Raw genomic sequence first — 22,845 nt, 5'->3', positions numbered from 1 at the left:
AACGTAAAAAAGTAAGCAATGAAGAAAATATCAACATATATAATAATAGCTATACTAGGTTTTACTAATTTTTCATGTGATGATGATCTTTTAGAAACTAAACCGCTAGATAAGTATACAGAACTAGATGTTTGGAGCGATTATAACTTAGCGCAAGGCTTTGTTTATAATACCTACGCATCTGTAATACCAGAACTAATGGTAAATCCATTAGATCCAGACCCAAAAGGTGGAGGCGCTGGTGTAGACGATTTTACAGACAATATGGTTTTAGTTAAAAACAACAAAATAGCATTAGATCTTATAGATCAGTTTTATGATGCTGGTTGGGCAAAAAATAACTCGTATTACTTTTATGGTAATGCACCACTGGGTAAAAAAGCACCTATAAAACAAAATTCTTTTGAGGTTATTAGAGACTGTAATTTAATTATAGAAAAAGTAGCAGCATCAGAAGGAATACAAGAATCTGCTAAACCAGGTTTAATTGCACAAGGTAAAATGCTACGTGCTTTAATGTACTTTTCTAAAGCAAGGTTATTTGGTAAGTATGTTATTGTAGATAAGGTGTTAACAGAAGAAGACAATTTAAAGTTACCACGTTCTAAAACCATTAAAGAAACGTATGATTTTATTATAAAAGATTTGCAAGAGGCAGCGGAAGATTTGCCATTGGCTAATAATGCAGAACCAGGTAGCTTAACTAAAGGTGCTGCATATGCATATTTAGCAGAAGTAGCTTTGCACGGTGCAGCGTATGTAGAAACTGGTAAAGACGATTATTACAAAATAGCTAAAAAAGCTAGTGAAGATTTACTTGGTTTAGGCTATGCTTTAGATGATGATTATGGGGCTATTTTTAATAGTTATGATACTGGCTTAAATTCATCTGGTATTATTTTAGGACTGTATTCTAATATAGATGCTACTTTGTGTGTATTAACACCTATGCAACGTACAATGCCTAATATGGAGGTTGCAAAAACAACAGGCACACCACAGTTAAAAGAATCGTTTTTAGGGTGGACAACCTGTATGCCTTCTGCAGATTTAGTAGATGATTATTTGGTTGCAGATACAGATGGTGTTGCCAAAAAGTGGGACCAAACTAGTTACTATCAAGACTATTTAAATACTGGCGGTTTTTTGTCAGAAGCTATTTATAATGAACACAGAGATGCACGTTTTTATGCATCAATAGTGCAAGATTCTTCTAAATTCTTTTCTAACACAGTAACTACTAGAGTAGGTGGTAATATGCATTACGCTCAAAGTACAAAAGGTACAGAGGCATCTACAATTTCTGGTTATTTTTTACGCAAAGGTATTTATGAAGATATTGAAGGGTATAAAGCCGTTGTTTTTACAAATCACCACCAAGTAGCAATGCGTTTGGGTAGAGCTTATTTAAACTATGCTGAGGTTTTATTACGCTTAAATGATGTATCTACTGCGGTAGAGTATATAAACAAAACAAGAACTGTACACGGTAAATTACCTGCACTATCTACTGGTATTACAAGCACGCAAGCTTGGGATATGTATAAGATAGAACGTAGAGTAGAATTGTTTTTTGAAAATGATAGATATTGGTCTCTTTTACGTTGGGGTAAAGAAGATGGTGGTGGTGTAATATCAGAATTAAATGATAAGCAATACACTTATTTTGAAATTTCTGAAGACGGAAAATCTTTTGAGAGAAAACCAGTAATACTAAAAGTAGGAAACCAAAAGAAAAGATTTAGTCCTAAGCGTTACTTGTTTCCAGTACCGCAAAACGAAAGAATTTTAAACGATTTACTAGACCAGAATCCGGGTTGGTAATCTACTAACATATTAAAGTATATTTCTTATGAAAAAAATTATAACACATATATTGGTACTGTTACTTTGTATACTAAGTACTTCTTGTTTAAAATCTGGTTTAGATGATTTGCCTGCCTTTAGTGATGCAGAAATTACAAGTTTTAAGTTTGAGTATAGGTGGATTGATGACACTACAGACAATAACAAACTACAGGTAATACAACTACCTACAGAAACAATGATTAATACAGAAGACGCTATAATTAACTGTATTATAACTGTGCCAGCTGCCAATGCAGATTTTTCTGCGGCAGTTAGGGATAATGTTACATTAAGCACAATTGTAGGGTATACAGATATTTCTACGGCGGCTACCATAGCACCGGTAGGTAGTGCACCAACACTTGGTAAGGTGGCAGACTTTAGTGCAGATACAATGCAGTATAAAGTTACAGCCGCAGATGACTCTAGTAAAGTTTGGACCTTAGTAATTTCTGAATTTATAAAGTAAAAATTAGAATGTATTATGTTTAGAAATAGGAGCTAAACGTATGTTTGTTATCTTGTATTAAGAGTAATGATGTTCTTAAATAGTACTACTTTTTAAGAAAAAATCATTGCTCTTTTTTTTAACCAAAACTATTAAAAATGAAAAACCAACTTATATATATACTAGCATTTATGTTAATGCTAGGTAGTGTTTACGCACAAAACTTTATAACAGAAGGCAACGGCATACGTAACGCTATTGTAGCTAACGTAAATAAAGACCAAATTTTATATGTGTCAGAGTTAGATGGTGCCGTAGCTGCATACACACTCTCTGGAAAAAAATTATGGAGTCAACCAACTAAAAACCCTGCTGTGTTATTTAAAATAGTAGCTGCAGATATTACAAATAATGGTAAAGATGAGCTTATAGCGGCAAGTGCAAACGGCTCTATTTACTGCTACAACAGTACAGGAAAAGTTCTTTGGACGTTTACTCCAAAGGATAAAGTTAGGTTTAGTGAGGTTGCTGTTGTAAACAACGGAAAACCACAAATATTTGCAGGTGGTAATAACTATAAATTGTATGAGCTAAATGCTAAAGGCAGTTTAGTTTCTACCACAAAAATAGATGGCGTAGTACGTAAACTAATGTCTGGTAATTTTATAGAAAAAGACAAGCAGAGTCTTTTTGTAATGACCTATGTGCACGATAAATTTAGATGGGACTTTTTTGGTTTTTTAAATCCAGATACTAAAGAGGTTGTTAGGCGCTTAGACTATAAAAACAAAAAGCATAAACTATTAAGTAAATCTATGCTTACAGATTTTGTTGTAGCAGATATTAATAATGATGCTTTAGACGATCTTTTAATTTTTGGAGATACTTCTTTTAAACCATTCTTTACTGCATTAGACGCTAACTTTAATCAGTTAATAGAATATAGTAGTGGTGGTAAAAAAGGAACACAGAGGTATGCACACAGCAAAGGAGCATATTTGACAAAAAACAAACAAATAATGTTTCAGCATGGGAGCATAATTTATGTGTTAGATACCAAAGGTAAGGTGGTTGCTACAGCAGGCGAAAAATACAAAGGCAAAGTGTATAGTGATATTACGTACATACCAAGTAAAAACAATTTATTTGCGGCAGGTGAGGTAGATGGCGGTAATGCAGTATATACTTTTAATGTTGCTAAAAATAACTGGTGGAACACAACCCAAAAAAAACAAGGTAGAATGTTGGAGGTTGAAGAAAATTTAGCCAAACTATACCAACAAACATTAAATTTTAAGCTACCAGCATACCAACAAAAATCTGATAAAGATTGGGTAATGATTACCTCTAAAAAAATAGATGATGAGGTTGCAAACTTAAACGGAAACAACGTAACGTTTGTAATACAAAGATCACCAAAAGAAAGCACAGAGCGTTCTGGTATGGTTAAAATTATAGGCAAAGAAGCACTTAAAAAAGACAAGCGTGGTAAATACCAAGACTCTAGAGAAGACATTGTACAAATGGCAAGAGATTTTGAGGCTAAAGGACAACCATTTACTTTTTGGGCAGGCCACGGTAACGATCCTTTTTACATACAAATAGAAACCTTAGAGAAAATATTAGAAGTAGCACCAACCACCTGTTATGGCTTTGTGTACGCAGAAATGGCTAATGTAGAAGACCCAAGAGTACAGTATTTTGTAAGAGAGTATATGCCTAGATTGGCAAAAGCAATCAGAAAAAATAATAGAGCCAAATTGTATTTTAGGTACAAAAATATGTTTTGGGCAGCAACGTCTCACTTACCTTTATGGAAAGAGATGTTCTTTTCTAAAAAGTATAACGATATTTTAGTACCAGCCTCCGAGGATACAAGCAACAGAACTCAAGACCTTAATTTAGCAGGCCGTGTAGGTATGCAGTCTAGCGGTTATGTAAACGATTTTGCAATGCGTTTAATAGACGACAACCCAACAAGTTGGCGACCACTTTCTCCAGGTGGGCAGCGCTCTATATCTCCTTATTTAAGACAAGGTACTTTAATGGCAGCCTATGGCGCAAGGTATGGTGTAGTGGCAAACAACCCATTTACAGAAGAACCAGGCTTAAATATTTTATTTGCGTTAATGAAATCTGGCGTGTTGCCTGTAGTAGCACCAAAAGACATGCAGTCTATTAGTGCATGGCATTTAATACAAAACGTAGATGAAAAACTAATACACACCGTAGATACACACCATGATTTAAAACAATACAGCACAACAGATGATGCTGCCGTATTTTCTTATGCACAAATGCATTGGGCAGGCGTAAACATACCAGAGCACGATTTTTCTAACGCTGCATTGGGTGTAAAATATAGGTGGTTAAACTATATGCCAGTACTACCAAACGGTATGGTACCTGTGGCACCTTTAGAGGCAAAAACACTAATTGAAAAACAAGGAAAACCTTATTTTGTATCTACAGCCAAAGTAGGTATTAAAAACGGAGCCAAAGTACCCGCAAAAGAGTTTGGTGCAGTTATAAAAGCAAAAGTAGCAGAAGGAGCAAAGCAGTTGCCAATTGTAGTCTCTGGAGCATCATGGAGCGCTATACAATTAGATGAAAACCACACACGCTTAATTTTAATAGACCCAAACTATATAAACCCACAAAACACAAAAGTTACCGTAACCTTTACTCACAAAACACCCAAACAAATAGTAGATATTTTATCTAAAGAAGAGTTAACAGCAACCAACAATAAAATAGAAATAACAGTACCAGCAGGAGCTATGCGTTTTATAGACGTAGCGTATTAAGTACTTAACAATTATTTATTTTCTCCTTTTATACTAGCGTCTACAAACTAGTGTAAAAGGAGAATTTTTTTTGATACTAAATAGTAAACAAACACCCAATTACTACCATTTATAAATTATTTTTATACAATTACACATATCCGTAATTGTACCACAAAAAATGTTTTTATATTGTAAGAAAATTAAGCGCGTTAAATTTGTAGTTGCGTTTACTAACTAGTTGTAAAACATTTGATGAAAAACTTTTACTTAATAACAATTTTAGTTTTAGCAATTCTATCCTGTAATAGAGGCAATGAAAACGTTGGGACAATAATTAATGGAAAAATTTATTCAACTGACTCTGGAATGGTTTACCTTAATGAAATTAATCATTTTGACAATTTGAACGAGAATTATACAATTGATTCAACATCTATTTCAAAAAATGGAGAGTTCAAATTCAAAAAACATAACCTAAATTCAAAATTAGTTTCAATTGCAACTAAAAAGTTTAAACCATTTACATACCAAATATATAGTTCGGCACCACAAACATACTTTTTCGGGAATTGCGAAAAATTTTTCACCTCAATACCTACTTTCTATATTACAAATGAGAAGTCGATTAATATAAATTGGATTGAAACACAAAGTATAGATTCTATAAACAGTCCAAACAATACTGGTATTCAACAAATAAAACTGCGAGAATTTTATTTAAATTCAAATAAGATTGACAAGAGCAAGTTAGATTATGACCAAAAATCAGATTACAAAACCAATTGGGAACAAATGCTAATAGAGAAAGAATTTGATTTAAAAGTAATTGACTTGAACAACATTAAAATTGAAAACAGCTTCGATAACTTTTTATACTCTGAAATTTACCTCGGGCATTTAAACAAATATTTAAACTGGTTTGAGAAGTACTACCCTGAAAAAGTGGAAAGTTCAATTAAAAATCCTGAATCTGACAACTTTTATTCAGATGTTTTCAAAGAGTATAATAAACATAAATGGAATTCTAAAAGTCTTGAATATTACAAGTTTACAGAACGTTATGTTAATTACAATATGAATATTCAGTCTAAAACTTTCGAGAATTATTATAAAACTACACAAGACAAAAGAAAAATGGCTGAAAAGGTTCTGAGTAAAAAAAATAGAGAAAGATATTTAAAACTAATAGACGAAAGAACAAAAAACGTTTTGTAACAATGGCTAAAATTAATATAGGTTTTGGTGCTTAAAATTAAGTTTAGTACTTTTTAACCAAGTCCGCCAAACCTTTTTAATTTGGCTTTTAAAAAGTGAAAAATTAAAAACAAAATATAAAAATTCGGCTCTGTGTTAATCCGAAAAGTTAGTGTCTTTTTGTACGCTACGTTTCATACACAAGTCCGTTAGACACAAGCAAAAAAATCAGTGAAACAAATTCTTTATATATTTCTAATACTTCCACTTTTTTCTTTTGGTCAAGAGATAAGCATACTTGTTTTGGATTTTGAGACAAATGAACCATTGCCTTTCGCTAATATCTATTTCAAGATATCTGGAATAGGAGCCTCAACAAATATGGAAGGATTAGCTTCATTCGAGCAATCTGACTTAAAAGATAAAGATTCAGTTGTTGTGTCTTATATTGGATATGACAAGCAAACACAGCTTTACTCAAAAAATAATCCCAAAACAACGTTTCAAATAAAACTTAAAAGTTCCCTTCAAGTTCTTTCTGAAGTTGTTGTGACATATGCAAAGCCTCCAAAGCCAGAAAAAATAATAAAGACTGCAATAAAAAATACCTCTAAAAACTATAGTAATAAACCTATAATTTACCAGTCACTATATCGAGAAACGATTGAGGAAAATGACACTTTTATTCAGTTAAATGAGGCTATTGTCAATACACATTATACCGCATATCCACAGAAAAAACTAGATCGGAAAATTTGGGAAGATTGGTTTTATGATGAATCATATGCTTCTGAATTAGAAGGCAATCGATTTTTTCATCCTTTGCTCAAAGATTTCAACACCAAAGAAGATAAACAAGTTATCCTTGCTTCCAGGCATTCCGACAATTTGAGCAATTATGGAATAGAAACAACACTTATAGGAGGTCCATTGCTTTTATTTGCGTTTGATAAAATCAAATATCAATATGACTTTTTTAATCCTGCTATACTGAATAAATATCATTTTCAACATCAACCAACTGAAACCATAAATGGTGAGGCTTGTTATGTTATTTCATTTTATCCAAAAACAACCAACCGAAATTTCAGTATTGATCAATCAAGAAAGAATAAATCACCAATTTACATTGGCAGAATTTACATTTCAAAAGATTCCTATGCACTATTAAGGTTTCAATATAAACTTGCTATAGACAGGGACTTTGGGTTCTTTGCGAAACGTATGCCTCTTGACTATCAAGTAGAAATGAACTACAAAAAACAAGGTGGTTTATATCATATCCAAAACATCAAATTTTCCGAAACTAAAAAAGTCGGTGTTGAAGAAAATGGAGAATCAATTTTGCATAAAGCAAATAAGGAGATTTATGTTGTTGATATACAAACTGAAAATGTTAAACCATTTACCGACTCTTCCTTGTTTAAATCAACTCGCTTTTCTTCTATCAAACATTACAAGAACAATTATAATCCTGGTTATTGGATGGAAATTGAATTAGCAGATTCTCTACAACTTAGTCCGAAAATAATTTCAGACTTAGAAAAAAATCAACCGTTGCTCAAACAATTTGAAAGTCATAAACAAGAACAAAAATTAGATTTACCAATTCCTGTCGCCTCTAGAAAGCATTTTTCCTTTAATTACCACAACACTTCTTTAATTGATAGTTTACACTGGATGGCACTTCCTGCCTATGAAAGTAAACTTAAAGCGTACTTGACAGATGAAAACAAGTATGCTAAAAACGAATTAATTGAGGATAAGAAATATCAGAAAAAACTGTTTGAACAGTTAAACACTTTCTATGAAAAAACATCAGACTCCGAAAGAGAGATTAAACCCAACAGCTACTTCTTTGAAGAAGATAGTTTGAACAATGATATTTTGTACTATCAAAACGACTCTATCAACAGAGTTGAAGTATTAAATCTATCGTTATTCGAAACCAAACATAATGATGTTTTTATAAAGCGGTTTATTCCTAATAAATCGAAATCTATGATTTTGGTTCTTTATTAAAAAACAGGTGTAATTGGCGATTTTGCTACTATATTACCTTTTGGAGAGGATATTGAGATTGATTCGATTTCCAATGTTTATACTGTTCAATGGCATTCAGATTCAACTATTCTCTACACAAAGACAAGTGACATTGGTAGTGCTAGAGAACTTTGTTTTTATGACATACGAAACAGGATGAACTCAACAATTTACACTGAGTATAATCCTGAATTTGATGTAGAAATAACAAAAATAGACGAACTTCTTTTTTGTACAATCCAGTCCAAAACAGAAAATGAAGTCTATCTAATAAAACCCAATTTACCTTTTCCAGAAATGGAACTCATAAAAAAACGAGAGAAAGGAGTTATTGCAAAAGTTAAAATAAAAAATGGAATTTATTTACTTGTGAATGATGAGAAAGTTGGAAGTTCAATAGAGTTTCATACATTCTCTGACCCTGGCAACCAATCACTATTCACCAGCTCTTATAAAGACGATTACATTGTTGACATTCTTACAATGAAGGACAAAACAATTGCTTTGGTTTACGATAAATCTATGCCCAAATTAAAATTCATAGGGCATAATGATGATAAATGGCAAGAACTAGAACTTAAATTAGGAATAGGTGATTACCATCTTATTTCAACAGATGATACAACAAATAGCTTTTTGTTTTCATTTAGCTCGCCATCACAACCTTATTCTAAATACAAGTACAACTTTAACACATCCAAGTTGAATGTTGTTTCAAAAACCGAATCAGTAAACCCGATTTACTATAAGTACATTTCTACTAAACGTATTTGGGCTAAAAGTCATGACGGTGTTAAAATTCCAATAACAATTGTAAAAAACAGGGCTGCAACCAAAAGTAATAGCGGATTAATTTTAAAAGTTTATGGTGCTTATGGTGCTATTACTACTCCTTCTTTTGATGCTCAAGATGCCATATTGTTAGAACAAGGTTATACAATAGCATATGCCCATGTTAGAGGTGAGTCAATATTAGGTCAATCATGGTATAAATCAGGTAGGGAATTACAGAAAGAAAAGTCAATTTTAGACTATGTCGCATGCGCAGAGTATCTCATTAAAAAAGAGTATACCACTTCAGAACTGCTCATTGGGTATGGAAATAGTGCAGGTGGATTAATTGTTGCGCAGGCTACAAATCTAAAACCAGAGTTGTTCAATACCATTATCTTAGATCACCCTTATTTAGATGTCATAAATACAATGATGAATGATACTCTTCCTCTTACAATAGACGAATACAAAGAATGGGGGAATCCAAAAAACAAAGAAGTTTACGATTACATTCTAAAATATTCCTCTTATCAAAACATTATACCGCAACAATATCCAAATGTGTTATTGATTACTAGTTATCAGGATTATCAAACTCCTATTTGGCAAGTAGCAAAATATACGGCTAGGTTAAGAGAAAATAATTTATCTGATTCAGAAATAATAATGTTGACAGATATGAATAGTGGACACATTGGAAATACAACAGGTAAGGAATGGATAAAACTGTTCGCTGAAACATATTCATTCGCTAAAGAAAAAAATAAAAACCCAGTGCCTAACAAAACCTATAAGTAATAGCACCCTGCGGGACGCTACTACTCATAGCCAAAACGTTAAGCAATATTAAAAACCAACAATGAGAAAAACATTTACTTACTTAGCTTTAGTAATTCTGTTTATTTTATCAGGGCTTTTACTTCACAAGTCTTTCTTCGAACTTTCAATAGCTCTGTCGACCGAGTATAATATAAAAATGATAACGACGAAGATGAATTCCCAATTTATTTCGCAGATTTTCTTTGCGGTGGTTATTGGAATTTTACCGCTTTTATATTTATGCGTTGCAAGGCTGACCAAAATAAAATTCTTAAATCAAGGTTTAATAACTTGTGGAATAATATTACTAAGCGGAATATTATTTTGGCAACTCAGAATTTATTTAGTTAATGCTGAATTGGAGAAAATGGCCAATTACAATTTGGGGAATGAAATAGACATATCCTATAATATTAAAAATGCGAAATACAACTTGTTTTTACTTTTGGGTTTTGTTGCAGGATCTGCTCTAAGTATATTCATATACAGAAGTCGGAATTAAACGCAGAACCAATAAAAACGCGTGGCAATAAAGTATGTCAGAAAAACCGAAAATCAGAGTAACATTTTGCCCTGCTACGACACATATATTAACCGTTACCACACATTAAAAAAAACTGAATGAGAGGAGATATACAATCGGAATTAAGAGAACATTTAGACAATAAAGAAACTTTGCTTTGGACAGCTCAACCAAAAAAAGGTATTGTATTTAGAACAGCAGATATTTTCCTAATACCTTTCAGTCTATTATGGTGCGGATTGGCAATATTCTGGATGTTTATGGCTTCGCAAGGTGGCGGAATATTTGCTTTAATCGGAATTCCTTTTGTATTAATAGGGTTGATATTTGTGTTCGGGAGATTTATAATTGACGCAAAACAAAGAGAAAATACTTATTACGGATTGACAGAAGACAGGATAATTATAAAAAGTGGAGTATTTTCTAAAAGTGTAAAGTCATTAAACATTAGAACTCTATCTGATATTGAGTACAACGAAAAAAATGACGGAAGTGGAACTATTTCTATCGGACCAAAAAATCCAATGATGATTTGGGGGAATGGAATGAATTGGTGGCCTGGAATGAAAGCGAATCCACAACTTGATTTGATACAAAATGTTAGAAAAGTATATAATCAAGTGATTGAAATACAGAAAGAAAAATAACGTGTGGTAACAATGTATATAAAAAATAGCGCAAGTAATTGCTAACACAAAGGTTTGGGCATTTTTTGAAAGTCGCCAAATCTTTTTGATTTGGCTTTGAAATGATAAAATTAAAACAAAATATAAAAGATTCGGCTCGCGTTTAATCGGAAATTAATCGCTTATTTTTAGCGCTACTTTTCATATACGGAGCCGTTGGCATTAATATATACCTACCATCAAACTAATGGAAAACGAATTTGCGAAAGTAATGTCCGAAAGGACGGATGAAGAATTAATAAAAATTATAACAGTAGAAAGAGGAAGCTATAATCCGACTGCAATCGAAGCAGCGGATGCAGAAGTTGAAAAGCGGAATATCGACACATCTGAATTCGAAAAAATCCGAGAAAAAACAACAGCGGAAAAAGAACAAAAAGAAAAAGTGGACTCGAATGTTGTTGGTTCGGGAATACGCTTTGTGAATTTCCTAATCGACTTTATAGTTTGGTTGATTTTAGCATTTATCATTAGTTTTATAATCGGACTTTTTGTACAACCGACTGACCAAGGAATGATTTCTCTAATTGGTTATATTTTAATTTTTGGAACTTTTATAGCTTACTATGCGATAATGGAAATTAAATTTAAAAAAACAATCGGAAAGTTTGTAACCAAAACAAAAGTTGTGAAAATGAACGGAGAAAAACCGACTGATGGAGATATAATAACTCGTACTTTTTGTCGACTAATTCCATTTGACCGACTTTCGTTTCTATTTGTTAAAAACGGAATTCACGACTTTTTATCGAAAACCAAAGTTGTAAAAGACAATGTGGAATAAAATACTAATGTCAACAATGTATAACCGCAATTACGGCGGATTCGACTACGTTCGAATCCACTCCCAATTGCTAATAGCTGTGATAAGTCGAAAAATAGTAACTTTAATCCCGTAACTTCGGTTGTACCTACCATTGGCAGTAATTAGAGCTAATTTTAAACTATGATAGTAATTAACGTTAAATACGTATTTTTAATACTACTTTTTTCAAACACCTTTTTGTTTGGGCAAAAAAGGTGGGCTCTGGAAAAAGACATCGACTTTGATGGTATTCTTGATACAGTATATGTTGATAAAGGAAACAAAAAAATAATATGTCTTTTATCAAGTAAAAAGTATGTTAAATTAGAAAGTAAAAAAATAGGTTTAAACACTATGTCTGGCACAAGTGATGACGGAAAACAAGGATTTGTTTTTGAAAATCATTATATGAGAGCAGGTTACTCAAACAAATTCAGATATGATAAAAAAGCGAAAAAAATCAGATTAATTGGAATAGAATTCTATGAATTTTGTAGTACAAATTCTAATGACGCTTGCGGTAAATCAAGTTTAAATATTTTAACGGGAGACTTTATTGGGAATTGGAGTTATTATGAAAAAGATCAAGATAAATTCATTAAAATTCCTGTTGTAAAAACTAAAATGTGGTTTAAAAAAGAATATTTAGAAAATTTTAATGAAGATGTTTATTTTAATTTTTGTGACAAAATATATGAATTGTCTTGTAAATCCAGAGATGAAATGTTAGAGAAAAGAAAGTAACTACTGCTAACAATGTATATAAAGCATAGCTAATAAGTACTTTACCAAAGGTTTGTGCGTATTTGAAAAGACCTCCAAATTTTTAAATTTGGCTTTTAAAAGAAATGATTAAAACAAAATAAAAAGTTTTGGCTAAGTGCTTAATCGGAAATTAATCGCTTTTAATTCCCTTACTAACCATAGCTGAAACGTTATAACCAATTTCTAAAATGAAAAGAATCACATTAATTATAATTTTACTTTCCATTTCAACTTATGGCCAACAAAATCAGTGTCTCTGTTCTAATGGGACAGAATTGGAATTGAAAGGTGTTAAACCTGCAATGACTTTTGAACTTGCTAATGGAGAGACTTATAATATTTGCGGTTTTGTAAATTCAAAAATATCAGATAATCAACTTTTGATTTCTGATTTTGATATTTTCAATTGTAAAACTGACGAATTATTACTTGAATCTCTTTCTCAAAATTGTTTTGTAAATTTTAAAGACGGAGTTTTAGAAATTACAGAGATGGGGCTTTTAAGATTCGGAAATAATTGGGAGTATGAAACAGTTCCTTTGGGACATAGAAAAATCTATTTTGATGAAGATACTATTCAGAACATAATTAAACGACCTGATTTTAAAAATCATAAAATTGATCAAAACCAAATTGACGAATTTATGTTAGAATTGGAGAATGTAGCTAAAACATATAAAGATGAGGAGTTACTAACAAAAATTGAAAAACTTGAGGTGTTAGCTCTAATCGATAATGAAAAAGCTTGGGAAATATTATTGGAGTTTAGATCATACTTCAAAATTGAATCTAATGAATTAATAGAAGACACTCTTTTTGAATCAATTGAGAGAATTAAAAAACAAAAGAAATAAAACGGGCAATAGCATTTTACAACAATACATAGCCGATTTTTAGGTAAACAACGTTTGTTATATTTAACGTGAGGATTAAGCAAGAAAATTGAAACAAATTTGGCGATGAATATATTGAACTTAAATTGTTAATAAGCTATATGCAAAGTTGTTACTACTAATAAAAAACAAAATGAATTCAATTCTAAAATATATACTGCTTTCTTTTACAGTTCTAATTTTTGGTTTCTCAAATGAGTTTGTTAATTCAAAAACAGAACTTAAGTGTAATTTATTAGAAGCTTATGCAAAAACACATAAAGAGTTAGAATTTGTAAAATGTGAAGAAGTAAAAAACAGTCAAATAATTTATAGAGCTACTTACAGAGTACGTGGAAATAAATCTAAAATAGTAGAAGATTTCCTTAAAGAAAATTATGGAATGGGAAATTTAAAATGGGCTTGTTGTGGATGGGACAATGCTGGTGTATACGGACAATTTGAACACCCAGAATTTGAGAAAATTGATTCTTATTGTTCTGCCGTTATTAGTATGTTTGCCTCTGGAGAAAAAATAGATAAATCAAAAAATACTATTAATTTAGAACACGACAGAGATAAAATTGAATATTTTACTGTAACAGTAGAATTAATTATAACGTAAAATATCTACGAGTAATAGTATGCAAAAGTGTTTATTTTAGCACAGTGCTATAATAACACTTAAGCTTTTTCTTTAGGGTTGTACATTACTATTATTTGTATGATGATAGCCAAAAGAACCAGAAAATAAATTTCAATTTGTGTAAACAACTCTACAGTATCTACAGCACGTTTACTAATTAACATTTGCCTACTTCCTTCATTTAACTGAATTTTTGATAAATCGCTAAGATTTGTCTTTATTTTTTTGAGTTGAGCAACAACTTTAGACTTGTTATTATGGCTTGTACTTAAAAATTGACTTTCAGATTTTATTAACGTCTTAAGGTTATTTTTAAAACTATCAAACACCTTTGTTTCTTGCGTTGTAAGCTTTGTTTGCTCAAACCTAGAAACCAAAGACTGCAGATTAGTGTTAACTTTTAAATTTTTATCTTTAAAAAAAGTAGAATCAGATACTGCTACTGCAATTTCTTTCTCCTGAACTAATTGGAGCATTTCAAAAATGAGATCATTTGCAATTAACCTGTCTTCATAAATTGTTACAACAGAATCACGAACACGCACAAAATTATTTTTGTCTATTAAATTTGTTGCAATTATTAAGACAAAAATCATTAAGATTCCTAGTATCCATTTTAACTTGTTGTAAAACGTCATATATGGCAATTTTTAGCGTGTAAAATCTATTGTAAATATACAAAAACCACTATAAATTACCAGCGGTAAGTTATTACTAATTATGGGTTGCTTGTAAAGCTTAGCGTGTCTGTATTTACTACTTTTTTAATCGGCTTTTTATTACTAATTTAGATGTTTAAATGCGTAAGGTTATATAAACAAAACCATTAAAAATAATTAAACTAACCTAAGAGTAATTAGATGTAAATGCCTTAGCTACAATTTAAGAAATGAAAAAATACATTATAATTTTACTTTTAATTGTAACTTCTTGTAAAGGCGAGTCTAAAAAAGATAATAAGACTAAAGAAGTAAAAAGCGAGGTTATAAAAACTTCTTATTTTGAGCTTGTTAAGGCCAAAAAGCAAAATGGCTTATTAATTTTATTTCCCTGCTTTCCTTGTAATGCAGAAAACACATTGTCTGAATTTAAAATTGCCGAACTAAGTGTAAAAAATAACTATTCGGTTTTAGCAATGAATTTAAATCAACGTTTGTATTTAAACAAAAAAGAAAAACAAGAACTAGCAGACCAATTAGCAAGAATAATAAAGGAACATGGATTATCAAAAAAAAACATTTTCATAGGAGGGTTTTCAAGCGGAGGAAATGTAAGTCTGCTAATTAGCAATTACCTTGTGATTCATAAAAGTCAAATTAAACCCAAAGGTGTTTTTATTGTAGATTCACCAATAGACCTTCTTGGTCTTTATACAACTGCAGAAAAGAATTTAAAGCTTAATTTTTCTGTGTCATCTGTTCAAGAATCTACTTGGATTAAGAATATGTTTGATGAAGAATTTGGAAATCCATCTACAGACCAGATAACTAAGTATGAGCAATATTCTCCCTATACATTTAAAACCGAAAATATTAATAATTTAAAAGGATTAAAAAATTTAAAAGTTAGGTTATATACAGAACCTGACGTAGAGTGGTGGAAAGAATATGCAAAAAATGAATATGAAGATTTAAATGCCTTTTACATTCAAAAATTATCAGAAAAGTTAATGATAGAATTTGGAGAAGATACTATTGAATTGATAAAAACAAAAAACCGAGGGTATAGAGCAAATGGAGAAAGGCATCCGCATTCCTGGGCAATAGTCAATAAAAAAGATTTAATTAATTGGATGCTAGAATAAAAAAATACCAGTAAAGTATAGCACTAAACGTCCAACAACAAACAAGCAAACTCTTGTAACTCATTAAAAAAAGAAGAATGTCTATAACAACAGAATCAGAATTACTAGGAATGATAAAAGTTAGTGAAGTTGTAGGAACTACACTAAAATTAATGAAAGAGTATGCTAAAGTTGGTATGTCTACTAAAGAATTGGATGCTTATGGCGGAGAAATATTAAAGCGCTATGGAGCTAAATCTGCTCCTTATGAGACTTATGGCTTTCCTGGTTACGCTTGTATAAGTGTAAATAAAGAAGCTGCTCACGGTATTCCGTCTAAAGGTAAAATACTAAAAGAAGGTGATTTAATAAATATTGATGTTTCTGCGGAGTTAAACGGATTTTGGTCAGACAATGGTGGTTCTTTTGTTATTGGTGAGGATATTCATAATCACCAACCACTTGTAGATGCTTCTAAAAATATATTACACAAAGCAATTACAAATATTAAAGGAGGAGTAAAAATAGCAGACATTGGACACTTAATAGAGTCCGAGGCTAAGAAATCTGGTTTTAAAGTAATTAAAAATTTAGCAGGCCACGGAGTAGGTAGAAGCTTGCATGAAGAACCTGAAAATATTTTGAATTACAGAGTTAGAACTAATCGTGAGAGATTTAAAAAAAATACTACAGTTGCAATAGAGACTTTTATCTCTACAAAATCTACCGTTGCTGTAGAGTTAAAAGATGGTTGGACTTTGGTTGGTAATAAAGGAGGATACGTAACACAGCACGAGCAAACAATACTAGTTACAGATAACGCACCAATAATATTAACAGAATCTAATGGTATGTGGAACTAGGTTTTGCGTAGTTCTTTTATAAGTGTAACCTAGTGTTTAGCTATTATAATTTTATTCAGTATTAATTTGTAAAATAGAAGTTATTGCCTAATGAAGAACAAATTAAAAGAACACATAGTGAAATTAATTCCTCTTTCTGATAACGAGTTTAGTTTTGTGTTGTCTCATTTTAATATTGAAAAATATAAAAAGAATGAGTTTCTTATTCAAGAAGGTGATGATGTAAACTATTGTTATTTTGTTATTTCGGGACTCTTAAAACTAGTATTTAACGATACAAATGGTAAGCAACATATAGTGTCTTTTGCAATGGAAGATTGGTGGGAAAGCGATTTTTTGGCTTATTTTAAGCAAACCAAAGCAAAAATGTCATTGCAATGTGTAGAAGACACAGAGGTATATTCAATTAGCCTTAAAAATTATTACCAACTATCTTCTAAAATGCCTAAGATGGAGCGTTTTTTTCTTAAAAAATCTCACTCAGGACACATAGCCTCACAAAACAGGATTTTATCTTTTTTAACTTCAAACGCAAAGGAGCGTTACTTACAGTTGTTAAAGCAACAACCAATATTGTTTCAGCGAGTACCTAAAACTCTTTTAGCTTCTTATTTAGGTGTGTCACGAGAAACACTTAGTAGGTTATCATCTTAAAAATTTCTTCTTTTTTATAATTGTGATGTTTATCACGCACCAACAATAGTATTATTTAAAATATTTGTGGTGTAATCACAAAACATAAAAACAGATGAAAAAACAAGTAATTAACCCTTGGCAATGGCAAAATGATAGAGGTTATGTACAAGCAGTTGAAGTAGCTAGGGCAGAAGGAACTTTATACATAGCAGGGCAAACAGCAATAGATTCTAATGGGAAATCTAGTGCTGAAGATATGAAAAGTCAAGTAAGTGCATCTATTAAAAATTTAGAACAGGTAATTAAAGATGCTGGTTATGAGTGTAAAAATATTGTTAGGTTAAATATATACACTACGTCTACAGAAGAATTTTTTTCTTGTTTTGATATTTTTCAAAATTGGATAACAAAACACAATATAAAACAAGCAAGTACTTTATTAGAAGTACAAAGTCTTTTTGAAACATTAAAGGTAGAATTAGAGGCTACCGTAGTAAGGTAATGTTTTTATAAATTAAACATTAAGTTGAGTAAAAACAAGTTGAAGTAAATACAATACAGCTAGAAAAATCAGACAAAATTTTGTTTAATGACTTATGAATAGCAAAGACGATTGCTAAGTATTTTTGTACATCTTAAATGGTACAATTTATATAAAGTGTGCCTGTAAGTAAATTACAGTCGCACTTTTTTATGCTGTATACCTTAAAAAATGCACGTTAGGATACAAAAGTTTGACTAAGAGAAACATTTACGCCTGCTCTTATTTGTTACTTAGCAACACCAATTTTAAACAAACCACCAATGATAAATACGTCATACACTAATATTCTTTGTTTATTAGTATGCTTTACTCTAATTGTTTCTTGTAATACTAAAGAAGAACAAAAAGTGTATCAACCTAAAAACCCAAAAGGTAAATACATTTTAACTCCCAAGGCAAGTACTAGTCCTAATATAAACGGACCAACAGTGTTTGGCGTACGCCCAGGATCTCAGTTTTTATATAGCATACCTGTAACAGGAAAAAGACCAATGGAGTTTGCCGTAAAAGGATTGCCTGCAGGTTTAAAATTAAATACAGAAACAGGTGTAATAAGTGGTGTTATTAAAAATCTGCAAAAAAGAGATTATGCGCTAACATTTGTTGCTAAAAATAAAAAAGGAGAACAAAAAAAGAACTTTACAATTGTAGTGGGTGAAACCATTTGTTTAACTCCGCCTATGGGCTGGAATAGTTGGAACTGTTGGGGACCAGATGTTACACAAAAAAATGTAATTGCATCTGCACAAGCAATGGTTAACAAAGGCCTAGCAAATTATGGGTGGAGCTATATAAATGTAGACGATGGTTGGCAATCTCACAGAGGTGGTAAACATCATGGTATTTTAGCAGATTCTGTTAAGTTTCCAAATATGCAGGCAATGGCAACCAAAATTCATAAAATGGGATTAAAAGTTGGTATTTATTCATCTCCGTGGGTAACTACATATGCAGGCTATATTGGTGGTTCTAGTGATACTAAAGACGGATATTGGGACCAAACAATGAACGATAAAAAACTAAAAAAGAAACGAACATTTACCAGAGTAGCTACATATACTTTTGATGAAAATGATGTGGCACAATGGACAGATTGGGGTATAGATTATTTAAAGTATGATTGGAACCCTAATGAACCAGAGAGTACCATACGTATGGCTAATGCATTAAAAAAGAGTAATAGAGACATTGTATATTCATTAAGTAACACGGCTCCTATAGAAAATGCAGCACTATTTGGCGAAATTGTAAATTGTTTTAGAACAGATGGAGATTTAAAAGATAGATGGGGCGGAAAAGGAAGTCATAAAAGTATAAGAGATGAGTGGGTAGCACACAGAAACTGGTTAGAAAAAGGTTTTGCTGGCGCTCCAGGTCATTTTCCAGACCCAGATATGTTAGTTATTGGTGAGGTAAACACTAGAAGTAAAAATCCGCAACCGTCTCGCCTAACTGCAGATGAGCAATACTCTCACGTATCACTTTGGTCTTTATGGGCAGCACCATTATTAATTGGTTGTCCTATAGAAACTATGGATAAGTTTACGGTTAATTTAGTAACCAATTCTGAGGTATTAGCAATTCATCAAGATGAAGTAGCAATACCCGGAAAAACTGTTTTTTATGATGATACTATGGAGATTGTAGTTAAAGAATTATCAGACGGTAGCAAAGCAATTGGCCTTTTTAATCTAAAAAATAAAGAACAAATTATTACTGTAAATTGGGAGTTGTTAGGTATTTCTGGGCCTCAGAATTTTAGAGATGTTTGGAGACAAAAAGATATTGGAGAGTTTGCCAATCAGTTTTCTGCTAGTGTACCTAGGCACGGAGTAATTTTTGTAAAAGTTACAACTGATAAATAATCACAATTTCTATGAAAATTATAACATCTATACTTTGCTTTTTACCCTTTCTTTTATTTTCTCAATCTAATAAACCTAATATTGTTTTTTTGCTGGTAGATGATGTTGGTTGGGGAGATTTTGGCTGTTATGGTGCTACGTTTAATGAAACACCAAATATTGATAAACTAAGTAAAGACGGAATGTTGTTTGTAAACGGCTATGCAGCTAGTACGGTATGTTCTCCTAGTAGGGCAGCAATTTTGGCAGGTAAATACCCTGCAAAATTGAAACTAACAGACTGGATTGGTGGTCATAATTATGCATATGCTAAGCTAGCAGTGCCAAACTGGAATAAGCAATTAGAACATAAAGAAAAATTACTGCCAGAGGTATTAAAAGAACAAGGCTACTCAACTGCTTTTTTTGGTAAATGGCATTTAATGCCTACAGATAAGCAAAATTTTAATGAGCATTACCCAACAAATCACGGTTTTGATATAAACGTTGGTGGTAGAGAATGGGGGCAACCTAAAGGTAGAGGTAAATATTTTTCTCCTTTTGATATGCCTAATTTAGATAATGGTGAAAAAAACGATTTTTTGACTGACAAGTTAACCAACGCAGCAATAACGTATTTAGATACGGTATCTAAAAAAGATCCCTTTTTACTATATTTTTCATATTACACAATACACGGTCCGGTTATGGCACCTAAGGCTACGATAAAAAAATACAAGAAAAAATCTAGCACTTTTGTAAATACTAAAAACGAATATGTTAGTGCAACTAGGGCTGCAATGGTAGAAAGGTTAGATGTTAGTGTTGGTAAAATACTAGACAAGTTAAATGTGCTTGGTATTGCAAATAATACCATTGTTATTTTAACAGGAGATAATGGCGGTAATTATGACCAAACCACAAACGGGTTAAGAGGGTACAAGGGCTACGGGTATGAAGGCGGAGTAAGAGAACCTTTATTAGTAAAATGGGCCAATAATATAGCACCTGGCACTACATCTGCTGTACCGGTTATGGGAATAGATTTTTACCCTACAATCTTAGACATGGTTGGTGTAACAAATTACAATGCTAAAGAAATAGATGGCGAGTCTTTTTTACCAATACTTACTGGTGCAAAAAGTAAATTAAAACGAAAAAGTTTGTTTTGGCATTACCCACACTATCACAGAACAAAACCTTACGGATCTATTTTAGATAACAATTGGAAATTGCTAGAGTTTTTTGAAGACGGAAAATTAGAGTTGTACAACTTAACTACAGATCCTAACGAAACAACAAACCTTGCAAGTACTAATGTAGTCAAGGTACGTAAAATGAAAAAGAAGTTAGAGAAATGGAGAGCATCAGTAGGAGCACAAATGATGAAGCAAAACCCCAATTACAACCCGGAAAAAGAAGCTATAAGAGTTAAATAATATAAGTTTTTAAAATGAGAAAAAAAATTAATAGTATCCTAGTCTGTTTACTACTTATTTGTGGTATGGCAACAGCCCAAAATAATAAAAAACAACCCAACGTTTTGTTTATAATGGTAGATGATTTAAACGATTGGGTAGGAGCCTTTGGCGGCAATCAACAAGCCATTACACCAAATATAGATGCGTTAGCGGCAAAGGGTATGGTTTTTAAAAATGCTTATTGTTCTGCACCATTGTGTAACCCTTCTAGAACCAGTATTTTAACCGGATACCAGCCTAGTACTACTGGTGTCTATGGTAATAATGAAGTTTTTAGAGAAATGGAAGGCTTTGAAAGCACAGTAACATTACCACAATATTTTGAAGAAAACGGGTATGAAACTGCTGCGGCAGGTAAAATTTTTCATAATGCAAGAGGTGGTGGCAAAGAACCAAAAGAGGGTAGTGATCCAGGATCTTTTCAGCAAGAAAAAATAGGCAACGCGGGTACTGTATATCCGTCAGAAGAAAATAGACATACTCATAATTTAAATTTAAAAGAAAACGGAGTTAAAGGTTCTTTTTTAAGGTCTTTTGACTGGTACGCAACAGATGTAAAAGATGAGGATAATAACGACTTTAAGTCGGCAGAGTATTGTGCAAATTTTATAAGTAAAGAACATACAAAACCATTTTTTGTTGCTTGTGGTATTTTTAAACCACACTTGCCTTGGTACGCGCCTAAAAAGTATTTTGATTTGTACAATTTAGATGATATTAAATTGCCAACTGTTTTAGAAAACGATTTAAATGATGTTGGTAGAATGGGGTACAATATGGCAAAAAAAGGAGTGCATAAATCCGTGTTAGAATCTAATAACTGGAAACAAGCAGTTAGAGCCTATTTGGCAAATATTTCTTTTGCAGATGCTTGTGTAGGTCATGTACTAAATGCATTGCAAAAAAGTAAATATGCAGATAATACTATTATTGTTTTAATGGGAGACCACGGATGGCACTTAGGCGAAAAAGAACACTGGTCTAAAAATGTATTGTGGGAGCGTGCTGCAAAAACACCATTGCTAGTGGTAGACCCTAGATCTAAAAATGTAGGTGTTAGTACAAAAATTGTATCTCTGTTAGATGTTTATCCAACTTTAGTAGACATTTGTAATCTTCCAGAGAAAAAAGATTTAGAAGGAGTAAGTATAGCAAAATTATTGCAAAACCCTAATGCAAAATGGAGTAAAACAGCTTTAACATCTAAGGCCAAAGGCATACACTCTTTGCGTAATAATAACTACAGATATACAGTATATTCAGATGGTTTTGAAGAATTATATAACCATAAAAAAGATCCTAACGAATGGACAAACATTGCTAAAGACAAAGCAAGTAAGTCTATATTAATTCAATTTAGAAAACAATTACAGCAAAAGCTAAAATAATGCTTTTAAACGCATACCTACAATTGTTAAACTAAAGCAGACACAATTCTCTTTTTTTATGTATTATTTAGGGGTGTTAAATAACACCTATAAA

General features: G+C 31.8%; 19 protein-coding genes. 18 read left to right on the top strand and 1 reads right to left on the bottom strand.

Features of this window, described 5'->3' with window-relative positions; genetic code table 11:
- Positions 1-18 precede the first annotated feature (18 nt).
- The 11 genes from Q4487_RS15020 to Q4487_RS14970 all read left to right on the top strand — a co-directional run bounded on the left by Q4487_RS15020 (position 19) and on the right by Q4487_RS14970 (position 14,191).
- Positions 19-1,824: a RagB/SusD family nutrient uptake outer membrane protein gene (locus Q4487_RS15020; protein WP_100896512.1), complete on the top strand. Its 1,806-nt coding sequence runs from the start codon at positions 19-21 to the stop codon at positions 1,822-1,824.
- 28 nt (positions 1,825-1,852) lie between these two features.
- Entirely contained in the window at positions 1,853-2,317 is a 465-nt protein-coding gene (locus tag Q4487_RS15015) for a hypothetical protein (RefSeq protein WP_100896511.1), read from the top strand.
- Between the two features lie 137 nt (positions 2,318-2,454).
- The gene (locus Q4487_RS15010; RefSeq protein WP_100896510.1) at positions 2,455-5,103 is read left to right on the top strand and encodes a PQQ-binding-like beta-propeller repeat protein; all 2,649 of its coding nucleotides are present in this window, start codon (positions 2,455-2,457) and stop codon (positions 5,101-5,103) included.
- A gap of 234 nt (positions 5,104-5,337) precedes the next feature.
- Complete coding sequence (locus Q4487_RS15005; RefSeq protein WP_100896509.1) at positions 5,338-6,300, top strand: hypothetical protein; 963 nt, start codon at positions 5,338-5,340, stop codon at positions 6,298-6,300.
- A 210-nt stretch (positions 6,301-6,510) separates the two neighbouring features.
- Positions 6,511-8,301 (top strand): carboxypeptidase-like regulatory domain-containing protein, encoded by a 1,791-nt coding sequence (locus tag Q4487_RS15000; protein WP_303544132.1) that lies wholly within the window; start codon positions 6,511-6,513, stop codon positions 8,299-8,301.
- Between the two features lie 12 nt (positions 8,302-8,313).
- Complete coding sequence (locus Q4487_RS14995; RefSeq protein ID WP_368411509.1) at positions 8,314-9,894, top strand: prolyl oligopeptidase family serine peptidase; 1,581 nt, start codon at positions 8,314-8,316, stop codon at positions 9,892-9,894.
- Positions 9,895-10,536: 642 nt separating this feature from the next.
- Complete coding sequence (locus Q4487_RS14990) at positions 10,537-11,085, top strand: PH domain-containing protein (protein WP_303544134.1); 549 nt, start codon at positions 10,537-10,539, stop codon at positions 11,083-11,085.
- 226 nt (positions 11,086-11,311) lie between these two features.
- On the top strand, positions 11,312-11,908 hold the full coding sequence (locus tag Q4487_RS14985; RefSeq protein ID WP_100894254.1) for an RDD family protein: 597 nt from the start codon (positions 11,312-11,314) through the stop codon (positions 11,906-11,908).
- Between the two features lie 162 nt (positions 11,909-12,070).
- Positions 12,071-12,673 (top strand): hypothetical protein, encoded by a 603-nt coding sequence (locus Q4487_RS14980; RefSeq protein WP_303544137.1) that lies wholly within the window; start codon positions 12,071-12,073, stop codon positions 12,671-12,673.
- A gap of 209 nt (positions 12,674-12,882) precedes the next feature.
- Positions 12,883-13,548, top strand: coding sequence for a hypothetical protein (locus tag Q4487_RS14975; RefSeq protein WP_303544140.1), 666 nt, complete (start codon positions 12,883-12,885; stop codon positions 13,546-13,548).
- A gap of 172 nt (positions 13,549-13,720) precedes the next feature.
- A complete protein-coding gene (locus Q4487_RS14970; protein WP_303544142.1) occupies positions 13,721-14,191 on the top strand; it encodes a DUF4952 domain-containing protein in 471 nt (156 codons plus the stop codon).
- A gap of 59 nt (positions 14,192-14,250) precedes the next feature.
- Here the strand turns inward: Q4487_RS14970 and Q4487_RS14965 are convergent, their stop codons facing one another.
- Entirely contained in the window at positions 14,251-14,850 is a 600-nt protein-coding gene (locus Q4487_RS14965; protein ID WP_303544145.1) for an MCP four helix bundle domain-containing protein, read from the bottom strand.
- Positions 14,851-15,101: 251 nt separating this feature from the next.
- On the opposite strand from Q4487_RS14965, the gene Q4487_RS14960 reads away from it, so the two are divergent.
- The 7 genes from Q4487_RS14960 to Q4487_RS14930 all read left to right on the top strand — a co-directional run bounded on the left by Q4487_RS14960 (position 15,102) and on the right by Q4487_RS14930 (position 22,751).
- Positions 15,102-16,016, top strand: a complete 915-nt coding sequence (locus Q4487_RS14960) for a hypothetical protein (RefSeq protein ID WP_303544148.1) — start codon at positions 15,102-15,104, stop codon at positions 16,014-16,016.
- A gap of 77 nt (positions 16,017-16,093) precedes the next feature.
- Positions 16,094-16,858, top strand: a complete 765-nt coding sequence (gene map / locus Q4487_RS14955) for a type I methionyl aminopeptidase (protein ID WP_303544151.1) — start codon at positions 16,094-16,096, stop codon at positions 16,856-16,858.
- Between the two features lie 90 nt (positions 16,859-16,948).
- Positions 16,949-17,512 carry a Crp/Fnr family transcriptional regulator gene (locus Q4487_RS14950; protein ID WP_303544154.1) on the top strand — a complete coding sequence of 188 codons (564 nt, stop codon included), beginning with the start codon at positions 16,949-16,951 and terminating at the stop codon, positions 17,510-17,512.
- Positions 17,513-17,606: 94 nt separating this feature from the next.
- Entirely contained in the window at positions 17,607-17,996 is a 390-nt protein-coding gene (locus Q4487_RS14945) for a RidA family protein (protein ID WP_100896499.1), read from the top strand.
- A gap of 302 nt (positions 17,997-18,298) precedes the next feature.
- Positions 18,299-19,903, top strand: coding sequence for a putative Ig domain-containing protein (locus Q4487_RS14940; protein WP_303544159.1), 1,605 nt, complete (start codon positions 18,299-18,301; stop codon positions 19,901-19,903).
- Positions 19,904-19,914: 11 nt separating this feature from the next.
- Positions 19,915-21,321 (top strand): sulfatase, encoded by a 1,407-nt coding sequence (locus tag Q4487_RS14935; RefSeq protein ID WP_303544162.1) that lies wholly within the window; start codon positions 19,915-19,917, stop codon positions 21,319-21,321.
- A gap of 14 nt (positions 21,322-21,335) precedes the next feature.
- Entirely contained in the window at positions 21,336-22,751 is a 1,416-nt protein-coding gene (locus Q4487_RS14930; protein WP_100896496.1) for a sulfatase, read from the top strand.
- Positions 22,752-22,845 lie beyond the last annotated feature (94 nt).

It is taken from the genome of Cellulophaga sp. 3_MG-2023, from assembly GCF_030546975.1.
GTDB lineage: Bacteria > Bacteroidota > Bacteroidia > Flavobacteriales > Flavobacteriaceae > Cellulophaga.
The sequence above is the reverse complement of the archived record's forward strand: the minus strand, read 5'-3'. Positions and strand labels throughout refer to the sequence as shown.

What these genes read in the sequence shown, in the direction of transcription:
- Q4487_RS15020 (WP_100896512.1), top strand. Translation starts at nt 19, where the DNA reads ATGAAGAAAATATCAACATATATAATAATAGCTATACTAGGTTTTACT.
- Q4487_RS15015 (WP_100896511.1), top strand. Translation starts at nt 1,853, where the DNA reads ATGAAAAAAATTATAACACATATATTGGTACTGTTACTTTGTATACTA.
- Q4487_RS15010 (WP_100896510.1), top strand. Translation starts at nt 2,455, where the DNA reads ATGAAAAACCAACTTATATATATACTAGCATTTATGTTAATGCTAGGT.
- Q4487_RS15005 (WP_100896509.1), top strand. Translation starts at nt 5,338, where the DNA reads ATGAAAAACTTTTACTTAATAACAATTTTAGTTTTAGCAATTCTATCC.
- Q4487_RS14990 (WP_303544134.1), top strand. Translation starts at nt 10,537, where the DNA reads ATGAGAGGAGATATACAATCGGAATTAAGAGAACATTTAGACAATAAA.
- Q4487_RS14985 (WP_100894254.1), top strand. Translation starts at nt 11,312, where the DNA reads ATGGAAAACGAATTTGCGAAAGTAATGTCCGAAAGGACGGATGAAGAA.
- Q4487_RS14980 (WP_303544137.1), top strand. Translation starts at nt 12,071, where the DNA reads ATGATAGTAATTAACGTTAAATACGTATTTTTAATACTACTTTTTTCA.
- Q4487_RS14975 (WP_303544140.1), top strand. Translation starts at nt 12,883, where the DNA reads ATGAAAAGAATCACATTAATTATAATTTTACTTTCCATTTCAACTTAT.
- Q4487_RS14970 (WP_303544142.1), top strand. Translation starts at nt 13,721, where the DNA reads ATGAATTCAATTCTAAAATATATACTGCTTTCTTTTACAGTTCTAATT.
- Q4487_RS14965 (WP_303544145.1), bottom strand. Translation starts at nt 14,850, where the DNA reads ATGACGTTTTACAACAAGTTAAAATGGATACTAGGAATCTTAATGATT.
- Q4487_RS14960 (WP_303544148.1), top strand. Translation starts at nt 15,102, where the DNA reads ATGAAAAAATACATTATAATTTTACTTTTAATTGTAACTTCTTGTAAA.
- map (WP_303544151.1), top strand. Translation starts at nt 16,094, where the DNA reads ATGTCTATAACAACAGAATCAGAATTACTAGGAATGATAAAAGTTAGT.
- Q4487_RS14950 (WP_303544154.1), top strand. Translation starts at nt 16,949, where the DNA reads ATGAAGAACAAATTAAAAGAACACATAGTGAAATTAATTCCTCTTTCT.
- Q4487_RS14945 (WP_100896499.1), top strand. Translation starts at nt 17,607, where the DNA reads ATGAAAAAACAAGTAATTAACCCTTGGCAATGGCAAAATGATAGAGGT.
- Q4487_RS14940 (WP_303544159.1), top strand. Translation starts at nt 18,299, where the DNA reads ATGATAAATACGTCATACACTAATATTCTTTGTTTATTAGTATGCTTT.
- Q4487_RS14935 (WP_303544162.1), top strand. Translation starts at nt 19,915, where the DNA reads ATGAAAATTATAACATCTATACTTTGCTTTTTACCCTTTCTTTTATTT.
- Q4487_RS14930 (WP_100896496.1), top strand. Translation starts at nt 21,336, where the DNA reads ATGAGAAAAAAAATTAATAGTATCCTAGTCTGTTTACTACTTATTTGT.